This window comes from Bradyrhizobium genosp. L (genome assembly GCF_015624485.1).
Classification (GTDB): Bacteria; Pseudomonadota; Alphaproteobacteria; order Rhizobiales; family Xanthobacteraceae; genus Bradyrhizobium.
The window spans coordinates 1,875,244-1,899,061 of record NZ_CP061378.1 but is presented as its reverse complement, the minus strand read 5'-3'; the positions used below and the strand labels follow the sequence as shown (position 1 = coordinate 1,899,061).

The 23,818-nt window shown below is 65.4% G+C and carries 22 protein-coding genes; 9 read left to right on the top strand and 13 right to left on the bottom strand.

Going from position 1 to position 23,818, the window contains the following annotated elements:
- Nucleotides 1-5: 5 nt before the first annotated feature.
- The 5 genes from IC762_RS08860 to IC762_RS08840 all read right to left on the bottom strand — a co-directional run bounded on the left by IC762_RS08860 (nucleotide 6) and on the right by IC762_RS08840 (nucleotide 7,487).
- Nucleotides 6-602, bottom strand: coding sequence for a GNAT family N-acetyltransferase (locus IC762_RS08860; protein ID WP_195788423.1), 597 nt, complete (start codon nucleotides 600-602; stop codon nucleotides 6-8).
- Between the two features lie 117 nt (nucleotides 603-719).
- On the bottom strand, nucleotides 720-1,646 hold the full coding sequence (locus IC762_RS08855) for an SMP-30/gluconolactonase/LRE family protein (protein ID WP_195788422.1): 927 nt from the start codon (nucleotides 1,644-1,646) through the stop codon (nucleotides 720-722).
- A gap of 921 nt (nucleotides 1,647-2,567) precedes the next feature.
- Nucleotides 2,568-3,455 carry a 4-(cytidine 5'-diphospho)-2-C-methyl-D-erythritol kinase gene (locus IC762_RS08850; RefSeq protein ID WP_195788421.1) on the bottom strand — a complete coding sequence of 296 codons (888 nt, stop codon included), beginning with the start codon at nucleotides 3,453-3,455 and terminating at the stop codon, nucleotides 2,568-2,570.
- A gap of 235 nt (nucleotides 3,456-3,690) precedes the next feature.
- Nucleotides 3,691-5,481, bottom strand: coding sequence for a tetratricopeptide repeat protein (locus tag IC762_RS08845; RefSeq protein ID WP_195788420.1), 1,791 nt, complete (start codon nucleotides 5,479-5,481; stop codon nucleotides 3,691-3,693).
- Between the two features lie 338 nt (nucleotides 5,482-5,819).
- Nucleotides 5,820-7,487, bottom strand: a complete 1,668-nt coding sequence (locus IC762_RS08840; protein ID WP_195788419.1) for an electron transfer flavoprotein-ubiquinone oxidoreductase — start codon at nucleotides 7,485-7,487, stop codon at nucleotides 5,820-5,822.
- A gap of 143 nt (nucleotides 7,488-7,630) precedes the next feature.
- Here IC762_RS08840 and IC762_RS08835 point away from each other — a divergent pair, with 143 nt between their 5' ends.
- Entirely contained in the window at nucleotides 7,631-8,470 is an 840-nt protein-coding gene (locus IC762_RS08835; RefSeq protein WP_195790061.1) for a uracil-DNA glycosylase, read from the top strand.
- Between the two features lie 95 nt (nucleotides 8,471-8,565).
- Here IC762_RS08835 and IC762_RS08830 read toward each other — a convergent pair whose 3' ends face one another.
- The 4 genes from IC762_RS08830 to IC762_RS08815 form a co-directional block, all read right to left on the bottom strand.
- Nucleotides 8,566-10,071, bottom strand: coding sequence for a glycosyltransferase family 39 protein (locus IC762_RS08830; protein WP_195788418.1), 1,506 nt, complete (start codon nucleotides 10,069-10,071; stop codon nucleotides 8,566-8,568).
- 279 nt (nucleotides 10,072-10,350) lie between these two features.
- Nucleotides 10,351-11,103, bottom strand: a complete 753-nt coding sequence (locus IC762_RS08825) for a ribonuclease HII (RefSeq protein ID WP_195788417.1) — start codon at nucleotides 11,101-11,103, stop codon at nucleotides 10,351-10,353.
- Nucleotides 11,104-11,190: 87 nt separating this feature from the next.
- Nucleotides 11,191-11,637, bottom strand: a complete 447-nt coding sequence (locus tag IC762_RS08820; RefSeq protein ID WP_195788416.1) for a VOC family protein — start codon at nucleotides 11,635-11,637, stop codon at nucleotides 11,191-11,193.
- A 43-nt stretch (nucleotides 11,638-11,680) separates the two neighbouring features.
- The gene (locus IC762_RS08815) at nucleotides 11,681-12,871 is read right to left on the bottom strand and encodes a PA0069 family radical SAM protein (RefSeq protein ID WP_195788415.1); all 1,191 of its coding nucleotides are present in this window, start codon (nucleotides 12,869-12,871) and stop codon (nucleotides 11,681-11,683) included.
- A 159-nt stretch (nucleotides 12,872-13,030) separates the two neighbouring features.
- On the opposite strand from IC762_RS08815, the gene IC762_RS08810 reads away from it, so the two are divergent.
- Both IC762_RS08810 and IC762_RS08805 read left to right on the top strand, forming a co-directional pair.
- A complete protein-coding gene (locus tag IC762_RS08810) occupies nucleotides 13,031-13,600 on the top strand; it encodes a glycosyltransferase (RefSeq protein WP_195788414.1) in 570 nt (189 codons plus the stop codon).
- 61 nt (nucleotides 13,601-13,661) lie between these two features.
- Nucleotides 13,662-14,585: a bifunctional helix-turn-helix transcriptional regulator/GNAT family N-acetyltransferase gene (locus tag IC762_RS08805; RefSeq protein ID WP_195788413.1), complete on the top strand. Its 924-nt coding sequence runs from the start codon at nucleotides 13,662-13,664 to the stop codon at nucleotides 14,583-14,585.
- A gap of 258 nt (nucleotides 14,586-14,843) precedes the next feature.
- Here the strand turns inward: IC762_RS08805 and moaB are convergent, their stop codons facing one another.
- Complete coding sequence (gene moaB, locus IC762_RS08800; protein WP_195788412.1) at nucleotides 14,844-15,407, bottom strand: molybdenum cofactor biosynthesis protein B; 564 nt, start codon at nucleotides 15,405-15,407, stop codon at nucleotides 14,844-14,846.
- Between the two features lie 123 nt (nucleotides 15,408-15,530).
- Nucleotides 15,531-16,466 (bottom strand): KPN_02809 family neutral zinc metallopeptidase, encoded by a 936-nt coding sequence (gene ypfJ / locus IC762_RS08795; protein WP_195788411.1) that lies wholly within the window; start codon nucleotides 16,464-16,466, stop codon nucleotides 15,531-15,533.
- A 388-nt stretch (nucleotides 16,467-16,854) separates the two neighbouring features.
- Between ypfJ and IC762_RS08790 the strand changes: the two genes are divergently transcribed.
- From IC762_RS08790 to IC762_RS08775, 4 genes are all read left to right on the top strand, one after another.
- Nucleotides 16,855-17,988 carry a site-specific DNA-methyltransferase gene (locus IC762_RS08790; protein WP_195788410.1) on the top strand — a complete coding sequence of 378 codons (1,134 nt, stop codon included), beginning with the start codon at nucleotides 16,855-16,857 and terminating at the stop codon, nucleotides 17,986-17,988.
- Between the two features lie 198 nt (nucleotides 17,989-18,186).
- Nucleotides 18,187-18,510: a hypothetical protein gene (locus IC762_RS08785; RefSeq protein ID WP_195788409.1), complete on the top strand. Its 324-nt coding sequence runs from the start codon at nucleotides 18,187-18,189 to the stop codon at nucleotides 18,508-18,510.
- A 137-nt stretch (nucleotides 18,511-18,647) separates the two neighbouring features.
- Nucleotides 18,648-19,334 carry a glutathione S-transferase family protein gene (locus IC762_RS08780; protein WP_195788408.1) on the top strand — a complete coding sequence of 229 codons (687 nt, stop codon included), beginning with the start codon at nucleotides 18,648-18,650 and terminating at the stop codon, nucleotides 19,332-19,334.
- An 84-nt stretch (nucleotides 19,335-19,418) separates the two neighbouring features.
- Nucleotides 19,419-20,099, top strand: a complete 681-nt coding sequence (locus IC762_RS08775) for a hypothetical protein (RefSeq protein WP_210338428.1) — start codon at nucleotides 19,419-19,421, stop codon at nucleotides 20,097-20,099.
- Here IC762_RS08775 and IC762_RS08770 read toward each other — a convergent pair.
- Nucleotides 20,096-20,539 (bottom strand): nuclear transport factor 2 family protein, encoded by a 444-nt coding sequence (locus IC762_RS08770; RefSeq protein WP_195788406.1) that lies wholly within the window; start codon nucleotides 20,537-20,539, stop codon nucleotides 20,096-20,098. The genes IC762_RS08775 and IC762_RS08770 overlap by 4 nt on opposite strands.
- Before the next feature lie 91 nt (nucleotides 20,540-20,630).
- Here IC762_RS08770 and IC762_RS08765 point away from each other — a divergent pair, with 91 nt between their 5' ends.
- A complete protein-coding gene (locus IC762_RS08765) occupies nucleotides 20,631-21,545 on the top strand; it encodes a LysR family transcriptional regulator (protein WP_195788405.1) in 915 nt (304 codons plus the stop codon).
- Between the two features lie 173 nt (nucleotides 21,546-21,718).
- On the opposite strand, the gene IC762_RS08760 is transcribed toward IC762_RS08765, so the two are convergent.
- Nucleotides 21,719-22,339 carry a glutathione S-transferase family protein gene (locus tag IC762_RS08760; protein WP_195788404.1) on the bottom strand — a complete coding sequence of 207 codons (621 nt, stop codon included), beginning with the start codon at nucleotides 22,337-22,339 and terminating at the stop codon, nucleotides 21,719-21,721.
- Nucleotides 22,340-22,523: 184 nt separating this feature from the next.
- On the opposite strand from IC762_RS08760, the gene IC762_RS08755 reads away from it, so the two are divergent.
- Nucleotides 22,524-23,795: a flavin-dependent oxidoreductase gene (locus IC762_RS08755; protein ID WP_195788403.1), complete on the top strand. Its 1,272-nt coding sequence runs from the start codon at nucleotides 22,524-22,526 to the stop codon at nucleotides 23,793-23,795.
- Nucleotides 23,796-23,818 lie beyond the last annotated feature (23 nt).

The window sequence follows — 23,818 nt, the reverse complement described above, 5'->3', positions numbered from 1 at the left end:
GCGCGCTACGAGCGCGGCTTATCGTTGAGTTGATAATTGAGATGTGCCTTCACCGTCGGCCACTCGCTGGCGATGATGCTGTAAACCACGGTGTCGCGCAACGTGCCGTTCGGCGCGATCTGGTGGCTGCGCAGAATGCCGTCCTGCTTCGCACCAAGACGCTCGATGCCGCGGCGGCTCGCGTGATTGAAGAAATGGGTACGGAACTCGACCGCGATGCAGTCGAGTTTCTCGAACGCATGGGTGAGCAGCAGCAGTTTGCACTGCGTGTTGACCGCGCTGCGCTGCACCCGCTTGGCGTACCAGGTCGAGCCGATCTCGACGCGGCGATTCGACGCGTCGACATTCATATAGGTGCTCATGCCGGAGATCTTGCCCGCGGTGTCGAACACCGTGAATGGCAGCATCGAGCCCGCGGCTTGCAGGCCGAGCCGGCGGTCGATCTCCTTGGCCATGTTCTCCGGCTTCGGGATCGCCGTGTACCAGAGATTTGACAGCTCACCGTCCTTCACGGCCTCGGTCAGGCCGGCAAGGTGGTCGTGCGACAGCGGTTCGAGCCGCGCATGTTCGCCGCGCAGGGTGACCGGTTCGAGCCAGGGCATTACGCTTCTCCATCCGTTGTCATTCCGGGATGGTGCGAAGCACCAGACCCGGAATCTCGAGATTCCGGGTTCATCGCTGCGCGATGCCCCGGAATGACGATAGCGTTCGCGCGATCGTCATTTGTTGAGGAAGTTGAGCGGCAACCCCGGCCGCGGCCAGTCCATCGCGACCAGCTCGCCCTTGCCCGAGAGCGTGATGTAGGCGGTCTTCAGCTCGGGGCCGCCGAAGGCGATGTTGGTGGTGACGCGGTCGCCGGTCGGCACCTGCTCCACCAGCGTGCCGTCGGGCGCGATCACCGAGATGCAGCCGGAGATCAGGGTCGCGACGCAGACATTGCCTGATGCTTCGACCGCGAGCGAATCGAACATCTGGTAGCCGCCGAGGCCCGCGATCGGCTTGCCACGCTCGCCGCGATAGATCACGTCGCGCGGCTTGATGGTGCCGGGCTCGGAGACCTCATAGGCCCACAGCCGCGCGGTCGGCGTCTCCGCGATGTAGACGGTCTTCTCGTCCGGCGACAGGCCGATGCCGTTGGCCGGCAGGATACCGTGCACGGCTTCCACGATCTCGCTCATGCCGGGCTTCAGATAATAGAACGCGCCGACATCCATGTCGCGGGCGCGGCGCTTGCCGAGATCGGAGAACCACAGCCCGCCGTGCTTGTCGAACACCAGGTCGTTCGGCCCGCGCAATTCATGCTCACCGCATTTCGTCACCACGGTCTCGACCTTGCCGGATTGCAGGTCGACGCGCTGGATCGAGCCGCCGAGGTAATCGCCCGGCTGCGGCCCCGGCATGATCATCTTGCCGGTCGGAATCCAGGAGAAGCCGCCATTGTTGCAGATGTAGATTTTTCCGTCGGGACCGAGCGCCGCGCCGTTCGGGCCGCCCGGGACCTTCGCGACGATCTCCTTGCGTCCGTCGGGATAAACCCGCGTCAGCCGCTGGCCGCGGATCTCGACCAGCACGACCGAGCCGTCGGGCAGCACGACCGGACCTTCGGGGAATTCGAGATCGGTGGCGAGAACTTTGGTGTTGGCCATGGCATCCTCCCGGCTCTTTCGGCTGCCGGCGGATTCCGAAACGGGCCCGCACGCGCAACGTTGTTGTTCGTCCTGTTATGACAAAGGGAGTTTGCCTTGCCAAGCAATCCGCCGCGCAACGCTGCCCGGCGGGGTGTGTGGGGCTGCGACTTCGGTTTTGCGACGGTTGCCAAACAACGCGGTGTCGTCACCCGCGCATGCGGGTGATCCAGTATTCCAGAGGCAGTCGTGCTTGAGCCGATGGGCCGCGGCGTACTGGGTCGCCCGATTAAATCGGGCGATGACAGGTGTGGATGAGGATACAGCTTCGCGTCCTCGCGGCATGTTTTGCCCGAGCTTTGCTTGTCGTTCCGCCCTCTCCGTTTTGCAGAGGGCGCAGGGAAAGCCGGGTGCCGATTGCACCCATGGGTCCCGTGCAACAAAAAGCACGGGAGTAGGACCACAGGTGTAACCGGGAACAACCCGGCTTTCCCTGCGCGATGGGTTACGGCTTATACGTGCTCGCCCCGGCGAGACTGGGCTTTTGCGCTCGACAAGACGCTTACGCGTCTTGCGAGGGACATCTGCCACTAGGACGTCAGGCCTGCACGATTTCGCCGTCCGCCTCGCGTGCTGTCGTCACTGGCACGTTCGGCGTCCACTGCATCTCACACCGCGCTGATGACGACCGCGAAGCGCCCCTCGATCGGGTGAGACGAGAACTCTATAACACAAATCATCATTCTGATAAAACGAATTAATTTTATCGAGACGGATTGACAGGTTTCGCTGAGTTGCCCGTCGGGTTATTTTGTCGCACCCCTCGTCATTCCGGGGCATCGCGACGCGATGAGCCCGGAATCCATTGGACCGTGTCATGGCGGAGAAATGGATTCCGGGCTCGCGCCAAGAGGCGCGCCCCGGAATGACGAGGGGAAAAGCTCAGCTCAGCGTGCCGGCATGCACCCACCAGCCGGGATGCGCGGCACGCAGCGCTTCGCCCGCGGACCGGGCGGCTGCGTCATCGGCGAAGATCGCAAAGCAGGTTGCGCCGGAGCCGGACATGCGGACGAGGCGGACGTTGCCGGCTGCGCGCAACGCCGAGAGCACGTCGCTGATGACGGGCTCGATCCGCGCGGCGGGAGCTTCGAGATCGTTGCTGCCGCGTCCCAGGGCCGCGATCCATTCGTCGATGGCGCAGCCGGACTCCGGCCAGGACGGCCCCTGCATCATGACATCGGTGGCGCCGATCAGGAGCTCGCCGTTGCGCAGGCCGAGCGCATTGAAGACATCCCTGGTCGCGACCGGTCGGCGCGGATTGACCAGCACGCAGGGCAGCTTCGGCAGATCGAGCGGCAGCAAGCCCTCGCCGACGCCGGTCATGTCGGCCGCGCGCGAGGCGACGCAGACCGGCACGTCGGCGCCGGTCTTGAGCGCGACTTCCATGATCCTGGAATCGTCGAGCGCGAGTTCATTGAGTCGTGCCAACAGCCGCAGCGCAGCCGCGGCATCGGCCGAGCCGCCGCCGACGCCGGCCGCGACCGGGAGCACCTTCTCAAGCGTGAAGTGGCCGACCCTGAGATCGGCGACGCGCTCGCCGAGCAGGCGTGCCGCCTTGAGCACCAGATTGTCTGAGGTATCGCCGCAGGCGTCCGCCAGCGGACCTTCCATCGTCAGACCGAGCGCTTCGTCCGGCTCGAGCGTCAGCCGATCGGCGCAATCGGCGAACGCGACCACGCTTTCGAGATCATGAAATCCATCGACGCGCCGCCCGACCACTCTCAGCGTCAGGTTGACCTTGGCACGTCCTTCTTCAACAAGCGCCGGCACGGCGGAAAATCCCTCAAAAACAAAGCTCGTGATGCGATTACAGGAAATCGCACCACGATCCTATCCCTTTGTTTGGGCAGAAATTCCGGGGTCGGACACGCCGTCGGCGCCATCCCCACCGTCATGGCCGGGCTTGTCCCGGCCATCCACGTCTTCCTCCACCTGGAGGCCAAGACGTGGATGCCCGGGACAAGCCCGGGCATGACGATCTCATTCTAAACCTTAGCTTCGCCTCCTAGCCGCCCTTGCCGTCGTCGTCCTTCTTCTTGTCGGCGGAGGCGGCGGCGGGTGAGTTGTCTTCGGGAAGGCCGTTCTGGATCTTGGCCTCGATCTTCGGCAGCTCTTCCGGCTCGGGCTTGAGGTCGCGCGCATGGGCCCACTGGAACTTGGCTTCCAGGGTGCGGCCGACGCGCCAATAGGCGTCGCCGAGATGGTCGTTGATGGTCGGATCTTCCGGCTTCAGATCGATCGCGCGCTCGAGGTTCTTCACCGCCTCGTCGTAATTGCCGATGCGGTAATAGGCCCAGCCGAGCGAATCCACGATGTAGCCGTCGTCGGGCCGCTGATCGACGGCCCGCTTGATCATCTTCATGCCTTCATCGAGGTTGGTGCCCTGGTCGATCCAGGAATAGCCGAGATAGTTCAGCACGTGCGGCTGCTCGGGCTGCAGCTCGAGCGCCTTGCGCATATCGGCCTCAGCCTTGGTCCACTGCTTGGAGCGCTCCTCGCAGATGCCGCGATAGTAGTACGTGACCCAGGCGTTCTTGTCGCCGCCGGCGGCCGGCAGCGCGTCGATCGCCTGCGAATAGGTGGTGGCGCAGTCGGCGAACTTCTTGCGGCCGCGCTCGACATTGCCGAGCGCCATGATCGCCTCGATGTCCTTTGGCTGGTCGGCGGTGACCTCCTTCAGGATCTTGATCGCCTCGTCGCCGCGGTCGGCGGCGTCGAGATTGGTCGCGAGCTGGATCTGCGCGTTGCGCTTCAGCGGCGACGACGCCGGCATCCGCTCATAGATCTTGATCGCCATCTGCGGCTTCTTCACCGATTCGTAGAGATCGGCGAGCGAGAGCAGCGCCATCGGATGGTTGGGCTGCAGATAGAGCGCAAGCTGCAAATAGACCAGCGCGAGGTCCTCGCCGCCGCGCCGGGTGATCATCGCGCCGATGCCGTAGAGCGCCTCGGCCGCGCCGGCCTGCGGTGAATCGACCAGCGGCGGCAGCTTCTTGCCGGCCTTGGTCTCCTTGATGCCATCGAGGATCAGCGGATGGCGCGGCAGCTTCTTGTCGAACGCCTCGTACATCGCGGTCGCGGCCGCGGCATCCTTGTTGCGCGAGGTCCAGCGCGCATATTCGTCGACCGTGCGCAGCGCCGTGTCGTCGAGCTTGAAGGTCCGCTCGAGGCGGGCGCCGGCGTCCTTCTCCTTGCCGGACAGTTCGAGGATCATGCCGGCGTGGAGGTCCTTGAAGATCGGGTACCATTCCGGCCCGGTCAGCTTGTCGATGCTGGCGACCGCGCCCTTGGCATCGCCGGCGCCATAGGCCGCCCAGGCCGACAGCAGCGTCGCCACCAGGTCGGTGATCGGGCCGCGGATCGACTGGTTGATGTTGGACTGCGCGGGTCCGTATTTCTTGGCCTTGAGGTCGCGCACGCCGATGACGAGGCGCGCGACGCGGTTGGACTTGTCCTGGGTCAGGATGCGCTCGGCGAGCCTGACCGCCTCGTCGATGTCGCCGTCGGCGAGCGAGGAGATGAAGGCGCGGTCGAGCAGCTCCGAGTTCTTCGGGTCGGTGCGCAGCGCGGAGCGGTAGAACGCCGCGGCCGAGGTCGCATCGCGCTCGACGCTGGCGTGGCGGGCCGCCAGATAGCTGCCGGCCGTGGTCAGCGCCTTCAGGTCGTTCTTGGTCGGGAATTGCGCCGCATTGTCGGCGGGATGCTCGGGCGTTTGCGCCAGCAACTGCGCCGGCATGGCGAGCGCGGCAGCGGCGACAACAGCAATCGTCAGGCGGTTGAAACGGGTGGACAGCATCACGGTCGCCTTGCTCCAGGGATTTGTTGGCCAAGATCTTCGGACGAGATCCTGCTTGCGATCAGCTTCAAAATGCGAACCCAAGCGGCGGCATCACAGCCGCCGACAATGCCGCTTTTGGCGTTCAACCGCAAGGATAGGCATGACGAATCAATTGGCAGATTAGGCCCTTAGGTAGGGCTCTTGTAGGTAGGCTCTTGGGCCCGCCGATCCAGCCAGCCTGCCCCCGCAAGACGCTTCTACTGTGGCGGTATCGTGGCCGCCATCCGCACAATCGCGTTGGGAAACAGAAGGGTGCCGCGGAAACGCCGCGGCGCCTCACGCAAACGTGCGTGCGATCACATCGCCTCGTAATTCGGGCCGCCGCCGCCTTCCGGGGGAACCCAGGTGATGTTGCCGTTGGGGTCCTTCACGTCGCAGGTTTTGCAATGGACGCAGTTCTGGGCGTTGATCTGGTAGCGCGGGCTCGCGCCCTCCTCGACCCATTCATAGACGCCGGCCGGGCAATAGCGGTTGGAGGGACCGGCGAACACGTCGTGCTCGGAGGTCTTCTGCAAATTGATGTCGGCGACCTTGAGATGGACCGGCTGGTCCTCCTCATGGTTGGTGTTGGACAGGAACACCGACGACAGCTTGTCGAACGAGATCTTGCCGTCCGGCTTCGGGTAGGTGATCGGCTGATGCTGCTTGGACGGATCGAGCGTCTTGCGGTCGGGCTTGGCGTGCGACTGGGTGCCGAACAGCGAGAAGCCGAGCGTGTTGCACCACATGTCGAAGCCGGAGAGCACCGTGCCGAGCAGATTGCCGAACTTCGACAGCAGCGGCTTGGCATTGCGGACCTTGAACAGGTCCTTGCCGATCGCCGACGAGCGCCAGGCATTTTCGTACTCGACCAGCTCGTCATTGGCGCGCCCGGCGCCGAGCGCGGCTGCGACATGCTCGGCGGCGAGCATGCCGGAGCCCATCGCATTGTGGACGCCCTTGATGCGCGGCACGTTGACGAAGCCCGCGGCGCAGCCGATCAGCGCGCCGCCAGGGAACGACAGCCGCGGCACCGACTGGTAGCCGCCTTCGGTGATGGCGCGCGCGCCATAGGCGAGCCGCTTGCCGCCCTCGAACAGCTCGCGGATGTCGGGATGTGTCTTGATGCGCTGGAATTCGTCGAACGGCGACAGATAGGGGTCGTTGTAGTTCAGGTGCACGACGAAGCCGACCGCGACGCGGTTGTCGTCGTAGTGATAGAGGAACGAGCCGCCGCCGGTCTTGTCGTTCAGCGGCCATCCGAGCGTATGCTGCACCCGGCCCTTCTTGTGCTTGGCCGGATCGATCTGCCAGACTTCCTTCAAGCCGATGCCGAACTTCGGCGGCTCGCTGTTGGCGTCGAGCTTGAATTGCGCGATCAGTTGCTTCGACAGCGAGCCCCGCGCGCCCTCGGCGAACAGCGTGTACTTGCCGAGCAGCTCCATGCCGCGGGTGTAGGAATCCTTGTGCGAACCATCCTTGGCGATGCCCATGTCGCCGGTGGCGATGCCGCGCACCGCGCCCTTGTCGTCATAGAGCACTTCGGCGGCCGCAAAACCCGGATAGATCTCGACGCCGAGCGCCTCGGCCTTCGGCGCCAGCCAGCGGCAGATATTACCGAGCGAGCCGATGTAGCAGTGATGGTTGTTCATCAACGGCGGCATGATGAAGTTCGGGATGCGGAACCAGCCTTGCGACGTCGCCCAGTAGAAGCGGTCGGTCTTGACCTGGGTCTTCAGCGGACAGTCGGCATCCTCGCGCCAGTCAGGCACCAGCTTGTCGAGGCCGGCGGGATCGATCACCGCGCCCGACAGGATATGCGCGCCAACCTCGGAGCCCTTCTCCACCACGACGATCGACAGCTCGGGATTGAGCTGCTTGAGCCGGATCGCCGCCGACAGGCCCGAGGGGCCGGCGCCGACGATGACGACGTCGAATTCCATGGATTCGCGCGGGGGCAAATCGACGTTCTGGTCTTCACTCATGATCTTGTCTCAGCCCATCAAGAACGCTTCTAAGCTTTTCTCAGGTCGTTGTTTCCGATTTTTCAGGGAAGGACAACCACGGAATTGCGCTTCCGGCCGTTTCGCCCGCGCCCATTCTGTCCTAAATCTGGGGCGCCATGGCCCTGACGCCCGAACCCGCCCCTACGCTGAAGCAATTGCTGGCCTTTTACCTCGAGGCCGGGGTCGATTGCGCGCTTGGCGATGAACCGATCAACCGCCTGGCGGAGCCGGACGCGGTTCCCGCGCCCGCCGCGCCGCGGCCCCCTGTCGCGCTCAATCCGCTGCGGCCCGCGCCGGTACCGATGCCATCAGTTCCGCGCAGCGAAATCACGGCGGCGCCGGATGCCGCGATCGCGTCCGCGCGCGAAGCCGCGCGCACCGCGCCGACGCTTGAAGCGCTGCGCGGATTGATGGAGACGTTCGACGGCTGCGCGCTGAAGCACACCGCGACCAAGCTGGTGTTCGCCGACGGCAATCCGCAAGCGCGCGTGATGTTCGTCGGCGAGGCGCCCGGCCGCGATGAGGACATCGAAGGCCTGCCCTTCGTCGGCCGCTCCGGCAAACTGCTCGACCGCATGATCGCGGCGATCGGGCTCGATCGCAACAAGGTGTACATCGCCAACGTGATCCCGTGGCGCCCGCCCGGCAACCGCACGCCGACGCCGCAGGAGACGCAGATCTGCCTGCCCTTCATCCAGCGCCAGATCGAGCTGGTGAATCCCGACGTGCTGGTGACGCTCGGCAATCCCTCGACGCAGGCGCTGCTGTCGACCCGCGAAGGCATCATGCGCACGCGCGGCAAGTGGCAGGACTACGACACCGGCACCCGCACGATCCGCGCCATCGCCACCTTCCACCCGGCCTATCTGCTGCGCTCGCCGTCCTACAAGAAGATGTCGTGGCTGGATTTGCGCGCGATCGCGAAGGCGTTGCAGGCGGCGAATACGCCAGCATCTTCGTAGGATGGGTAGAGCGTAGCGAAACCCATCACCTTCGTGCCGCGCGTTGAAATGATGGGTTTCGCTACGCTCTACCCATCCTACGCGCCTACAAGATTTCATCCCTTCGGCCGCACGATGGCCCAGCCGATCCGCAACACCGGCTGCCTGCCGTTGACCAGCCGGTCGAATGCGCGCGGCACTTCCGGCACCAGGCCGGGGAAGCGCTGCGCGAGCTCGGGCGGCGGCGTGCCGGCGGTGTCCTGAGCGCGCCAGACCACGACGCCGCCGGTCTCGTTGAATTTTGCCGGCGACAGCCACGGCGTCCGCTGTGGTGCGGCGTCGAGCAAGAGATGCGGCCGGCGCCGGTCCAGCGCGATCAGGCTGGCGATCTCGGGATCGCCGGCCACCGCGCGCAGGCGCAGGTTGGTGCGGCGCTCGAAACTGTCGTCGAAGAAGCGGCCGATCGCGGCCGCCGGCAGCGAGGTCGGCACCTCCGTGGTGCCGACCCAGGGCAGGAACAGCGCGATCGCGAGCGCCAGCGCGGCCGGAGCTGCGATCGCAAACGCCCACACCGAGCGCAGGAAGCGCTGCCGCCGCAGCGCGATCAAATCGCCGGTCGCGACCACGACCGCGAGCCCCGACATCAAGAGCGCCACGCCGGCGCCGCCGAACGAGCGGTCGAGATTGAACAGGCCGGAGACGAAGCTGCCGGCGATCGCCGGCGCGAACGCGAAGACATAGACGAACTGCTGCGCCAGCGGACTGATCGATGGACGATAGATGATCGGCGCATCGTCGGCGCCGCGGGCAAACCAGCGCGAATTTGCGATCGCCAGCACCACGATGGCGGCCGTCGCCACGATCAGCCCGCCGAGCACCACGCCCCAGCGCATGGTGCGGGCGCCGAGATCGGCGATCGCCGGCAACGGCGGCAGCGCGATCGCATCGGCACGGACCAGCCAGACCAGATAAGGCAGCGCCAGCACGACCACGACGATCAGCGCGTAGAGCGCATCGATCGAGGTCAGCATGCGGCGGCCGCGCGCGGTGGCGAGCGCGAAGCCCGCGACCAGCAGGATCATGCCGATCGCCGCCGGCGTGGTCAGCAGCAGCAGGCCGCAATCGATCGACCAGGCGAACCAGGCGCTGCGCCGGTTCTGCCCGATCAACTGCCAGGAGTGCAGCAGCAGCAGCGCCCAGAGCGGGCGCGCCAGGATCAGCGGGCCGAACTCGACGCTCGGCGAGGAGAACACCACCACCGTCATCGACAGCAGCACCGCGAGCACGCCCTGCGGACCGCCGACGATGGCGCGCGCCAGCTGATAGAAGACGACGAAGGTCGCGACCTCGCAGGCCTGCGCCAGCAGATAGACGCCGAACATGTGGTTGCCGGCGGCGCGGAAGGCGATGTCGGCGAGCCAGAACGACAGCGGCGGCCCCATATCGGTGCCGACCAGGTATTCCCGGCCGAACGCCAGCACGGTGGCGAGATCGCCGGGCGGGCTGCCGTAGACGATGAGCGGCAGCAGCAGCCAGATCGCCCCCTGCGCCAGCACCACGATCCAGACCACCAGCCGCGGCCGGGCGCGGATCAGTTCGACAACCAGGGAGGTAAACCGCATGAAACGCCTGAAATGCCCCAACCACCGGTGTCAGCGGCGCAGACTGGTCTTTGCGCGTTGATAACGGGCGGCGGCGGTGGAGGCAACGGTGTACGATGCGCCCACGCGGCAAAACCAAACACAGCTGTCGTCCCCCCGCGCAGGTAGGGCGTTCAGTACGCTGCGACGGCGCGGCTCGAGAACGGCTGTCTCTGGAATACTGGGTCGCCCGGCCAATGTGCGCAATTGCGCACAGGCCGGGCGATGACAGGGGAGCAAGGGGCTCGGCCGTACCCGAACCTACGCCGCCGCTTCGCTTTCCACATCCGCCGTGAACAGGTCGGGCACGGCCAGCACCGGAAAATGCTTCAGCCGCGCGGCGACGACGGGGGCGAAGAAGCTGCGGTGGTGGGTGCTGGGGCCGAGGCGGTCCAGTGCCTCGAGATGCTCGGGGACGGCGTAGCCCTTGTGCTGCTCGAAACCGTAGCCGGGGCAATCCAGTGCCAGGGCGCACATCAGGCGGTCGCGCGTCACTTTCGCGATGATCGAGGCGGCCGCGATCGACACCACAAGGCCGTCGCCGCCGATCACCGCCTCGCAATCGCAGGGCGTGGCGAGCTTGTCGCGGCCGTCGACGAAGACGTGCTTCGGCATCTCGGGCAGCGCATGCACCGCACGCGCCAGCGCCCACAGCGAGGCGCGGAGGATGTTGTCGCGATCGATTCGCGCCGGCGAGGCGACCGCGACCGAGAACGCTGCGGTGGCGCAGATCTCCTCGAACAATTCCTCGCGGCGTTCGGCGGTCAGCCGCTTGGAATCGTCGATGCCTTTTGGGATCCGGGCAGGATCGAGCACCACGGCGGCCGCGACCACCGGCCCGGCCAGCGGCCCACGCCCGGCCTCGTCGCAGCCGGCGATCGGCCAGACCCCGCGCTTGATCAGCACGCGCTCGCGCCGAAAGCTCGGCCGCACCACGATGCGCTTCGCAGGCTTGGCCAGCTCAGTCGGCGTTTTCTCGCTCTTGGAGGCGTTCTTGGACTTGTCCCGAATCATGCGGGGATGGTGATCAAGCGCCGGTCCTTGCGCAACCGGGAACCTGCCACCCTTCCCCGCTATCCAATCCGGCGCGGCCGGACCTTGCTAATCCGGAATCGACACCCGCCGGTCATCGCGGACCTCAAAGCCCGGCGCGCGGACCACTTCCCAGGCGTGGCCGTCGGGATCGGCGAAATAGCCGCAATAGCCGCCATAGCTGGTCGGCTGCGCCGGGTTCAGCAGCTTCGCTCCCTTCGAGAGTGCGAAGGCCATGACGGTATCGACCTCGGCATCGTCGCGACAGTTCCAGGCGATCGACACGCCGCGGAACGTGGTCGGCCGCGGCTGATCGGGCATTGCGGCATCCGCCGCGAGCAGATGCCACGGGAACAGGCCGAGCACGGTGGCACCGGTCTCGAAGAAGGCGACCTCCTCGCCGGTCGCGCGCATCTTCCTGGTGAAGCCGAGCGCTTCGTAGAACGCGATGCTGGCACGCATGTCGCTGACGCCGAGGGTGAGCACGGTGAAGCGTGGGGTCGGGGTGTTACTCATGGCGTACTCCCTACTTGTTCTTCGTAGCCCGGATGGATCTCGGCTAGAACAAACTCAACTGCTGCCCATTGCGCTTCGGCTTGGCGAAATGGTCGGTGGTGAGCTTGGTGCGGCGCTTGTTCAGGCCGAGCTTCTCGCAGGCGATCTCGAAGCGGCGGCCGATCATCCAGGCCATCGGGCCGGTGCCCTTCATCCGCGTGCCCCATTGCGAGTCGTAGTCGCGGCCGCCGCGCATGTCGCGGATCAGCGTAAAGACGTGGCGGTAGCGGTCGGGATAATTCGACATCAGCCATTCGCGAAAGAGGTGGCGGACCTCGAGCGGCAGCCGCAGCAGCACATAGCTCGCCTCCTTTGCGCCGGCATGGGCCGCCGCATCGAGGATGCGCTCGATCTCGGAATCGTTCAGCGCCGGGATCACGGGCGCGACCATCACGGTGGTCGGGATGCCGGCGTCCGCGAGCCGCTTGATCGCCTCGAGCCGCTTCGGCGGCGTCGACGCGCGCGGCTCCATGGTGCGGGCGAGCTTCGGATCGAGCGTCGTCACCGAGAGCGCGACCTTGGCCAAATTGCGCTTGGCCATCCGCGCCAGAATATCGATGTCGCGCACCACCAGCGCCGATTTGGTGACGATGCCGACCGGATGGCCGGCGCGCTCCAGCACCTCGAGAATGCCGCGCATGATCTTCCGTTCGCGCTCGATCGGCTGATAGGGATCGGTGTTGGTACCGATCGCGATCATCCGCGCCTCGTAGCCGGGCGCGGCGAGCTCCTTCTCCAGCAACTCGGGCGCGTCGGGCTTCGCGAACAGCTTGGACTCGAAGTCAAGCCCCGGCGACAGGCCGAGATAGGCATGGGTCGGTCGCGCGAAGCAGTAGACGCAGCCGTGCTCGCAGCCGCGATAGGGATTGATCGAGCGGTCGAAGCCGATATCGGGCGACTCGTTGCGGGTGATCACCTTGCGCGAGGTGTCGAGCGCCACCGTGGTCTGGAACGGCGGCAGGTCTTCCAGGCTCTGCCAGCCGTCGTCGAAGGCAACGCGCGCCTCGGCCTCGTAGCGACCCGAGGCGTTGGACTCCGCGCCGCGGCCGCGCCGCCGCTCGCGCTCGATCGCGACCGCAAGCTCGGGAAAAGGGGCAGGAACAGGGGCGGGAACAGGGGAAGGGGCACCCGCCGGGTTATCGGAGGGCGCCGTTGCCGGCGGGTGCCTGAGGGCATGAGAGGATGCTCTGCTCATGCCGTGAAGCTAACACAGCTTGAGAACAAATCAAGAACGAGCGCGGAGAAAATCCACAGATGCGATGCTGCAAAAAACTGCAGGCGAGAAGGCTGCTTTGAATATGACATGGTGATAACACAGCGCGGTTTTTCCACCGTTTGAGCCAACGAAGCCTCAATGCTGAGCGTGATCATTCCAACCGACGGGGTCGAACGCAGCGCGGTCGCGACGCTGGCGGCGCTGGTGCCGGGCGCGGCGGCGGGCGTGATCCGCGAGGTGCTGCTGGTCGACCGCACCAATACCGACGTGATCGAGCGGGTCGCCGACGTCGCCGGTTGCCGCTTCGTGCGGTTCGAGGGCAGCCGTGCCGCAGCGCTGGCGGCGGGCGCAAAGCAGGCCCGTTCGCCCTGGCTGATGTTCCTGCATCCGGGCGCGGTGCTCGATCCGGGCTGGATCGAGGAGACCACCCAATTCATCCAGATGGTCGCAGCCAGCGGCAAGGACCGCGCCGGCATCTTCCGCTACGCCCGCTCGCCCTACAACGATCCCGGCCTGCGCGACGGCCTCAAATTCGTCGCCCGGATGATCGCGGGGCCCTCGGCCGAGCAGGGCCTCCTGATCGCGCGCGAGCATTACGACCGGCTCGGCGGCTACCGGCCGGATGCGCCCCGCTCAGAGGCCCGGCTGTTGCGCCGGCTCGGCCGCTCCTCCCGCACCATGCTGCGCAGCCGGATCATGGTCGCGTAGCTGTCAAGATACTTGCCAAAGTCAAATAATTATTTGACAATGGCAAATATCGAGGTGTGCCATGACTGACAGCAACGACCAGGTCGCCGCCGTGCGCGGCTTCAACCGCTTCTATACCCGCAAGCTCGGCGTGCTCGACCAGCATCTGTTGCAGAGCCCGTTCTCGCTGAGCGAGGCGCGGGTGCTGTACGAGCTCGCCCATCGCGAGGACGCGGCGGCACGGGATCTCGGCATCGAGCTCGGCCTCGATGCCGGCTATCTCAGCCGCATCGTTCAGAAGCTCGACGACGACGGGCTGATCGCCCGCAAGCCGCTGCCGAGCGACCGCCGGCAGATCCGGCTCAACCTCACCGCCAAGGGACGGCAGGCGTTTGCCAAGCTCGATCGCGCCTCGCACGACGAGGTCGCGGCGATGCTGGACAACCTCGACGGCGAAAGCCGTGCTGCCGTGGTCCAGGCCATGGGCACGATCGAGCGGGTGCTGGCGCCACCGACGGAAAAGCCGGCCGGCTTCCTGCTGCGCAGCCACAGGGTCGGCGACATCGGCTGGGTGATCTCGCGGCAGGGCCGCGCCTATGCGGAGGAGTATGGCTGGAACATCAGCTATGAGGCGCTGGTCGCCGAGATCTGCGCGCAATTCATCCGCTCGTTCGATCCGGCGCGCGAGCATTGCTGGATCGCCGAGGTCGACGGCGAGCCGGCCGGCTCGATCTTCCTCGTCGACGGCGGCGACGGCGTTGCAAAACTGCGCCTGCTGCTGGTGGAGGAGAAGGCGCGCGGGCTCGGCGTCGGCAAGGCGCTGGTCGAGCAATGCATTCGCGGCGCACGCGAGCGGGGCTACAAGACGATGACGCTGTGGACCCAGAGCATCCTGCTCGCCGCGCGCGGCATCTACGCCCGCACCGGCTTCCGCCGTGTCAAGGAAGAGCGGCACCACAGCTTCGGCGTCGATCTGGTCGGCGAGACCTGGGAGATGGAGCTATGAAGCCGCAGCGCCGCGACGACGCGCGGCGCGTGACGGCGGAGCTCATCACATTCTACACGCGGAAGGCTCACGCGCTGCGTGAAGAAGCGTATCGCCATGCCGTTCGAGCGTTGTGGCGCGCAGTGATCGGAATCGTCAGTGGGGGCTCGTCATTCCGGGGCGCGCGAAGCGCGAGCCCGGAATCCATTTCGCCTCCAGTGGTGCGGCCCGATGGATTCCGGGCTCGCGCCAAGGGGCGCGCCCCGGAATGACGGTGGGTTACGCGCTCGCCCCCTTCGCCTTCGGGCGGCGCAGATGCTCGTCGAGCCGCGGCATGATCTCGACGAAATTGCAGGGCTGCGTGCGGTAGTCGAGCTGCGCGGCCAGAATGCCGTCCCAGCCGTCGCGGCAGGCGCCGGGCGAGCCGGGCAGGCAGAAGATGAAGGTCGCGCCGACGACGCCCGCGGCGGCGCGGCTCTGGATCGTCGATGCCCCGATCTTGGCGTGGCTCAGCATGTGGAAGGCGATCGAGAAACCGTCCATCCGCTTCTCGAACAACGGCTCGACCGCCTCCGGCGTCACGTCGCGGCCGGTGAAGCCGGTGCCGCCGGTGGTGATGACGGCATCGATACCCGGATCGGCGATCCAGCGCCGGATCACATCACGAATCGCCTCGACATCGTCGGTGACGATCTCGCGCGCGGCAAGCTTGTGACCGGCGGCGGTGAGGCGGTCGGCGAGCGTGGTGCCCGACTTGTCATCCGCCAGCGTGCGGCTGTCGGAGATCGTCAGCACCGCGATGCTGAGCGGGATGAAGGTTTTGGATTCGTCGATCGAGGACATGACTGCTTCTTCTCGTCATGCCCGGGCTTGTCCCGGGCATCCACGTCTTCACACTCTATCAGAGATAAAGACGTGGATGGCCGGGACAAGCCCGGCCATGACAGCCAAAACCACCCGTGGATCTCAACCGTTATTCCCGAACGTATTGCACGCCTGCACGGTGCCCTGCTGGTAGCCGGTCATGAACCATTGCTTGCGCTGCGCGGCGGAGCCGTGGGTGAAGGAGTCGGGCACCACCCTGCCGGTGGCCTGGCGTTGCAGCGTGTCGTCGCCGATCGCATTCGCGGTGGTCAGCGCGGCGTCGATGTCGCCGGCTTCGAGGAAGCCGGGCCGCTTCCTTTCCTCGCGGTTGACCCAGACGCCGGACAGGCAGTCGGCCTGCAACTCGACCCGGACCTGCAAGGCGTTGGACTCGGCCTTGCTGCCGGCCTGCTGCTGCAGCCGCGTCACGCGCGGCAGGATGCCGAGCAGGTTCTGCACGTGATGGCCCGCCTCATGCGCGATGATATAGGCCGCGGTGAACTTGCAGGCGTTGCCCGAGCAGCCGCGGAAGCGGGTCTCGACCTCGCGGAAGAAACCGGTGTCGAGGAAGATGGTCTTGTCCGGCGGACAGTAGAACGGCCCCATCGCCGATTCCGCCCTGCCGCAACGGCCGCCATTGGTGACGTTGCGGAACAGCACCACCTTCGGACCGGTGTAGCTCTGGCCGGAGGCCTGGAAGATCTCGCTCCAGCGATCGTCGATCTCACCCAGGATGCCCGAGATCATGGAGCCCATCTCGTCGGTCGGCGCGCCGCGCTTGACCTGGCCGCCCGACGCCTGGCGGTCGGTCTGGTAGGTCGACGACTGGCCACCACCGGTCAGGATCTCGGCGCCGCCGATCAGCACGCGCGGGTCGATGCCGAAGGCATAGCCGATCAGGCCGAGCACGATGACGGTGCCGATGCCGAGCCCGCCACCGCCGCCCATCGGAAGGCCGAAGCCGCCACCACCACCGCCTCCACTGTCGTCGCGACGGTCCTCGATGTCGTCGCTGCGGCGGAAGTCATCATAGCGCATGGCGATTTCCCTTCCTTCATTCCCGTCGGTGCCCCAATGTGGGACCCACCAACGTAAAATTTCCATTCTGTTAAGCAATAACCCGCCCGGCAAAAATTGCCTAGTGTGTTGACGTGCGATCGGTGCGGCGCAGCCGGTTCGCGTTGCGATGAAGTTTACCGGCCAAATCGTGCCGGTTTGATGATCGACGCATTCATCTCGCAGTCATTCGGACGCACGACACCATGCGCATGCGCGGCGATAAATCGCGCCGTTCGAAAGTCGCGCCAATCTGTTGCGCGACAATTTCCAATTAAGTCGATTTTTACTTTGCCCGGTCAATGTGTGGTCAGTCGGTTGTTTAGTCCCGCGTCGCCGACAGCGTCGCCTGAGTCAGAGTTCTTGAGTCATGGTTGTGTCGCGTCGCGGGGCGTCTGCAAAGGCGCCCCGCACTAAATTTGAGAGTGCCCCGTCGAGCCGAATCGTCATTGGCGATTGCGTGGCCGAGTTGTCGAAGCTTCCGGCCGGCTCGGTCGACCTGGTGTTCGCAGATCCTCCCTATAATCTGCAGCTGAAGGGCGAACTGAAGCGTCCCGACGAATCGCATGTCGACGCCGTCGACGACGACTGGGACAAGTTCACCTCGTTCGCCGCCTACGACGATTTCACCCGCGCCTGGCTGCTCGCTTGCCGCCGCGTGATGAAGCCGTCGGCGACGCTGTGGGTGATCGGCTCCTATCACAACATCTTCCGCGTCGGCGCGGTGATGCAGGACCTCGGCTTCTGGCTGCTGAACGACATCGTGTGGCGCAAGTCGAACCCGATGCCGAACTTCCGCGGCCGCCGCTTCACCAACGCGCATGAGACCATGATCTGGGCCGCGCGCGACGAGAAGGCGAAGGGCTACACGTTCAATTACGAGGCGCTGAAGGCGGCCAATGAGGACGTGCAGGCGCGCTCCGACTGGCTGATCCCGCTGTGCACCGGCGAAGAGCGTCTCAAGGACGGCGACGGCAAGAAGGTGCATCCGACGCAGAAGCCCGAACAGCTTCTGGCGCGCGTGTTGCTGTCATCGTCGAAGCCCGGCGATCTCGTGGTCGATCCGTTCAACGGTACCGGCACGACCGGTGCGGTGGCCAAGCGTCTCGGCCGCAGCTATATCGGCTTCGAGCGCGACAAGACCTATGCGGCTGCCGCCGAAGCACGGATCGCCGCGATCGAGCCGCTGCCCGAAGCGACGCTGGCGCCGTTCATGACCGCGCGCGAGGCGCCTCGCGTCGCGTTCTCCGAACTGATCGAGCGCGGCATGATCCTGCCCGGCGCAAAGCTGGTCGACGCCAAGAAGCGCCATGGCGCGCTGGTCCGCGCCGATGGTGCCGTCATGCTCGGCGACAAGGTCGGCTCGATCCATCGCATGGGCGCGGTCGCGCAGGGGTCCGAAGCCTGCAATGGCTGGACTTTCTGGCACGTCGAGACCAAGACCGGCCTCAGGCTGATCGACGAGCTGCGCGCCGAGATCCGCTCCGGGATGGTTGCGGGCTGAGGCCCTCCTTCGTCATTCCGGGGCGCGCCCCTTGGCGCGAGCCCGGAATCCATTGCTCCATCAATTCTGCGGCTTGATGGATTCCGGGCTCTCGCTTCGCGAGCCCCGGAATGACGATGATAAATACACCCACCTTGATATTGGCGCGACGCGACCTACCTCTAGCAAATACTCGCCATTTTTCGATTGATCGCCGCCATGCGCAAACAATCCGAGGCGTTTCTGCTGGTGCCGCTTCTGCCGGTCTTTCTGCTCGGCATGTTTCCGATGCTGCTGATCGGCCTGTTGGGATTCTTCGGCCTGGTCGTTTTCGGCATCCTGCTGGTCAGCGTCGGCCTCACTCTTGGCCTCGAGGCGCACAGCGAATTCAACGAAGGCATCATCGTCCACGGTGTCGCGCGGGGCTCCGAGCGCGCGACACAGGCCTCCCACCTGCATGCCGCGACCCGCTCCGCGGCCGTGCTGGAGATCGCGGGGCTGGCGCTGGTCGCTATCGGTGCGGCCGGTCTCTATTTCGGCTGACCGGCGCGCCACGCGCCCCTGAGTCACAAACTCGTCGCTTGCGCGCAGCCGCGAAATTTGCGCATGAAGGGCCGCCTGCGGCCTTCCCCCCGCCGCATCCCGATGACGTCGGTCGTAAATCCAAAGGGAGTCCCTTCATGATCAAATTCTATTTCAACGGCGCGCCGAACCCGATGAAGGTGGCGCTGTTCCTCGAAGAGTCCGGCCTGCCTTTCGAGGCGATCCCGGTCGACACCCGGAAGGGCGAGCAGTTCGCGCCCGACTTCCTGAAGGTCAACCCGAACGGCAAGGTGCCGGCGATCGACGACGACGGCATCTTCGTGTTCGACAGCAACGCCATCCTGCTCTACCTCGCCGAGGAGCACGGCAAGTTCCTGCCGGCCAACACCCCGGCCAACCGGGCCGCGACCCTGTCCTGGCTGATGTTCATCGCGACCGGCGTCGGCCCATATTCCGGTCAGGCGGTGCACTTCAAGCATTTCGCGCCGAAGGACCTCGACTACGCGCATAACCGCTACCAGTACGAGGCGCATCGCCACTACAAGATCCTCGACGATCACCTCGCCAAGCAGCGCTACATGGTCGGCGACGCCTATTCGATCGTCGACATGGCATTCTGGGGCTGGGTACGGATGGCAACCTTCATCCTCGGCGAGGACGGCTTCGCGAAATATCCGAACGTGAAGCGGCTGCTCGACGAGATCTCGGCGCGCCCGGCCGCTGCGCGCGCCAACGCGCTGAAGGACAAGCACACCTTCAAGGCCGAGATGGACGAGGAGGCCCGCGGCATCATGTTCGGACACCTCAAGAACAAGGTGGCGTGAAACACCATCACATGGATATTACTGCGGCGCCCTCGCGGGCGCCGTTTTTGTTTCACGGGCAGAACGCTGTCACCCAGCTGGGTGATGCACTACTACAGATTGCGTACTACGCTTTCAGCCATGATCGAGGGACGGCAAATTCGCCACCGGATACGGCAAATGTTGAATGCATATCGCAGTCGCCTTAGCGATGAGAGAAATTCCGCCAACGAGAGACGCGCCAACGGGGAGTTTGCGGCGCGATGGTATATCTACTCCGTAATGGGCGGCTGGATCGTTGAGGCGGTCTATGGAATGATGGCAGAAGCGGACTACCGCACAGGCATCCGCACCTTTTGTCTGCTTTGGTTCGCTTCGGCTGCCGCGTTTTTCGCCGGGACGATCAGCGGATTCTTGTTCAGCATACCGAAAGCCGTGCTCAACGCTGCCGGCGGGACCACGCATCGGTATCGGCCCAATACAAATCTCGAAGACGTCTCCGATTGGCTCACAAAGATCATCCTGGGCCTCAGCCTCGTCCACATCGACAAGATAATCAACCTGCTCAGTTCTGTGGGCGATCAGGTCGGCGCCGCCATGGGCCAGGCCCAGGGTGCCAAAGCCATTGCGATATCCGCGATGATCTATGGTGCGGTCTGCGGGTTTCTTGCCGCCTACATTTGGACCCGCGGGCTGCGGCGAGATTTCGAACGGGACGAAGGTCCGCCGGTCAATGATCAAGCACCACCGGCCGACGATCCCGCCTTGGCCCGGGCCAGATCCTAGCCTGCTGTCCGAGCCGGCGCCGCCGGAAACGGCCCCAACGCCTTCTCGGTCAGCACCGAGTCGCAATATTCCCTCACCTCCTTGATCTTGCCGTCCTCGAAGCGCAGCACCAGGCAATAGTCGTTGTCGTAGCGCTGGCCCTCCCTGGTGAGGTTGTTGCCCTTGGCCTCGACCGCGACGATGTCGCCGTCGGCGATGAAGCGATGGGCGATGGTGCGGCCGCGCTCGACCAGGCGCGAGCGGACATGGCCGTGCAGGTCCTTCAGGATCGATTGCTTGCCGGTGAAGGTGCGCGACCAGGAATACTGCCCGGTCACGGTCCAGGTCGCGTCGTCGGCGAGCTTCTGCATGAACAGCGATGTCTCGCGCACCGCGGGATCGGGGTCGCCCGCGATCGCAAACATCTCCTGCACCAGTTTCTTGTTGTCGGCTGCGCTCATGGCACGTCTCCATCGATGGTTGGCGATCCCATCCATGCCGCGCCGGCGTCCATTCTTCCAATCGATAGTTGCTATGATATATATTCGCTCCATGAATTTCAGTTCGCTCGATCTCAATCTGCTGGTCGCGCTCGACGCGCTGCTGAAGGAAGCCAATGTCAGCCGCGCCGCATTGCGGCTGCGTCTGTCGCAGCCGGCGACCAGCCACGCACTGCAGCGCCTGCGGGACCTGGTCGGCGATCCGCTGCTGGTGCGCAACGGCGCGCGGATGGAATTGACGCCGCGGGCGCTTGCCTTGCGCGCACCGCTGGCGCAGGCGCTCGACCAGGTGCGCGCGCTGTTCGTACCTGACGATTTCGACGCCGCGCGCAGCGACCGGCACTTCCGGCTGATGATGCCGGATCTCGCGGTCGAACTGCTGATGCCGCGGCTGATGGAAAAGGTGACGCTCGCCGCGCCGAACGTCACCATCGACGTGGTACCGTGGCGGGGGCCTGCGATCTTCACGGCGGAGTTCGCCCGCACCATCGACCTCGTGATCTCGATCGGCAACGCCTTCAAGGGCTTTCATCGCCAGTTGCTGTATACCGACAGCGACGCGCTCGCGGTGCGGCGCGGCCATCCGGCGGGAGCCAAACTGAAGACGCGCGAGACGTTCCTCGCCGCGCGCCACGTCGCCGTGGTGATCCGCGGCCAGAACGAGGATCTGATCGACACCTGGCTGCGCAGCAAGGGCATCGAGCGCCGGATCGCGCTGGTGGTGCCCGGCTATATCGAGGCGCTGCACGTCACCGCGCGCACCGACCTCATAGCCTTCGTGCCGCGCCGGCTGATCGCAGCGCTGTCCAGGCAGTTGTCGCTGGTCACCGTGACCCCGCCGCTCGATCCCGGCCTCGACGAGCAGCACATGTTCTATCCGACACGCGCCCAGATGGACCCCGGCTCGATCTGGCTGCGCAGGCTGATGCTGGACACGGGTCGGGAGTTGGCGAAGCGGAAGGCTTAGGTTCGACGCGTACTCTCTCCACGTCGTCCCGGCGAAGGCCGGGACCCATAACCACCACTCTGCATTGCGGGAACAAAGCTGTGGCTCCAGCGTCGCGCCACAACGGAGTCTCGTGGTTATGGGTCCCGGCCTTCGCCGGGACGACATTGAGGGTTTGACTTACGCTGTGCGCCTTACGCCTTCTGCTCTGCAAGCACCTTCTGCACCGCCGGGCGGCTTTCCATCGCCGCGCGATGCGCCTTCACCTTCGGCAGGGTCGCGATGTCGACGCCGTCGCCGTCGAGCCACAACGTCAGCGTGTAGAGATAGGCGTCGCCGACCGTGTAGTCGTCGCCCATCACCCACGGCCCTTTCAACATGTCGCGCTCGATCAGGTTGAAGCAGGCGCCCATGGTCTTCGGGATCATCGACTTCATGTCGGCGAACGAGGTCTCCTGCGTCGCCCAGCGCGCGCCGCGCATCTTGTGGGCGTGACAGACATGCACGGTCGAACAGAGATAGGAATTGAAGGATTGCAGTTTTGCGAACGCGAAGGCGTCGTCGAGCGGCGCGAGCTTCGCTTGCGGAAAGGTCTGCGCGATGTAGGCCAGCATCGCCGGCGTCTCGGTCAGCACGCCCTGATCGGTCACCAGCGTCGGCACGCGTCCCTTCGGGTTGATCTTGAGATATTCGGGGCTGTTCTGCTGGTTTACCTTGAAGTCGAGCCGCTCGATCGTGTAGGGCGCGCCGGCCTCGGCGAGCGCGATGTGGGAGGCGAGCGCGCAGGTGCCCGGCGCAGTATAGAGCTTGAGCATGACGATGTCCTCGTTTGACGGCCTTGTCGGTCCGTGCAGGACCCGGCCCTGGCTTCTTGTTTGACGCGACCGACGTTAGCGGCGCTCCCCTGCGCCGTCCATCCCCGGCGATGTCGCCAGGCCTTCGCGGTTGCCCACACCGGCGCTGTCGTGTCATGACCATGGCCGATCGAGAGGATGTGTCATGACGGTTCTTATCGCGGGCGGCGGCATCGGCGGACTGACGCTGGCGCTCAGCCTGCACCAGATCGGCGTTCCCTGCCGCGTGTTCGAGAGCGTGCCCGAATTGCGGCCGCTCGGCGTCGGCATCAACGTGCTGCCGCATGCGGTGCGCGAATTGATCGAGCTCGGCCTGCACGATGCGCTTGACGCGCTGGCGGTGCGCACAAGCGAGCTCGCCTATTTCTCCAAGCACGGCAAGCCGATCTGGAGGGAGCCGCGCGGGCTCGAGGCCGGCTACAAATGGCCGCAATTCTCGATCCACCGCGGCCGGTTGCAGCAGATCCTGCTCGATGCCGCGACCGAACGTCTGGGCCGCGACAACATCCTGACCAGCCATCACCTCACCGGCTGGACCGAGACCGCGGACGGCGTTCGCGCCGACTTCATCGACCGCGCCACCGGCAAGCCGGCGGGCAGCTATAGCGGCGCGGTCCTGATCGCGGCCGACGGCATCCATTCGGCGATCCGCGAAAAGCTCTACCCGAACGAGGGTGCGCCGATCTGGAACGGCCGCATTCTCTGGCGCGGCATCACGCGCGGCAGCGCCTTCCTCACCGGCCGCACCATGATCATGGCCGGCCACGAGATCCTCAAATTCGTCTGCTACCCGATCTCAAAACAGGCCGGCGCCGATGGCAAATTTGACATCAACTGGGTCGCCGAGCGCCGCATGCCGCCGACCTATCAATGGCGCCGCGAGGACTATAACCGCACCGCGAAGCTGGACGAATTCCTGCCGTGGTTCGAGAGCTGGAATTTTGACTGGCTCGATGTGCCCGGCCTGATCAAGCACTGCCCGCACGCCTATGAATATCCGCTGGTCGACCGCGATCCGATCCCGCAATGGACGTTTGGCCGCGTCACGCTGATGGGCGACGCCGCGCATCCGATGTACCCGATCGGCTCCAACGGCGCCTCGCAGGCGATCCTGGATGCGCGGGTGCTGACGCGGGAGATTTTGGCGCACGGGGTGACGCAGGCCGCGCTGCTTGCCTACGAGGCCGAGCGGCGCCCGGCGACCACGGACCTCGTGATGCTCAACCGCCGCAACGGCCCCGAGCAGGTGATGCAGCTCGTCGAGGAGCGCGCGCCTGACGGATTCGGCGTCGTCACCGACGTGCTGTCACAGCAGGAGCTGGAAGACATCGCCGCCAACTACAAGCGCGTCGCCGGTTTCCAGGTCGAGGGGTTGAATGCCAAGCCGCCGATCGTGCAGCGGGCGGGTGCGGCCTAATCAGGTGCGAGCCCATCACCGTC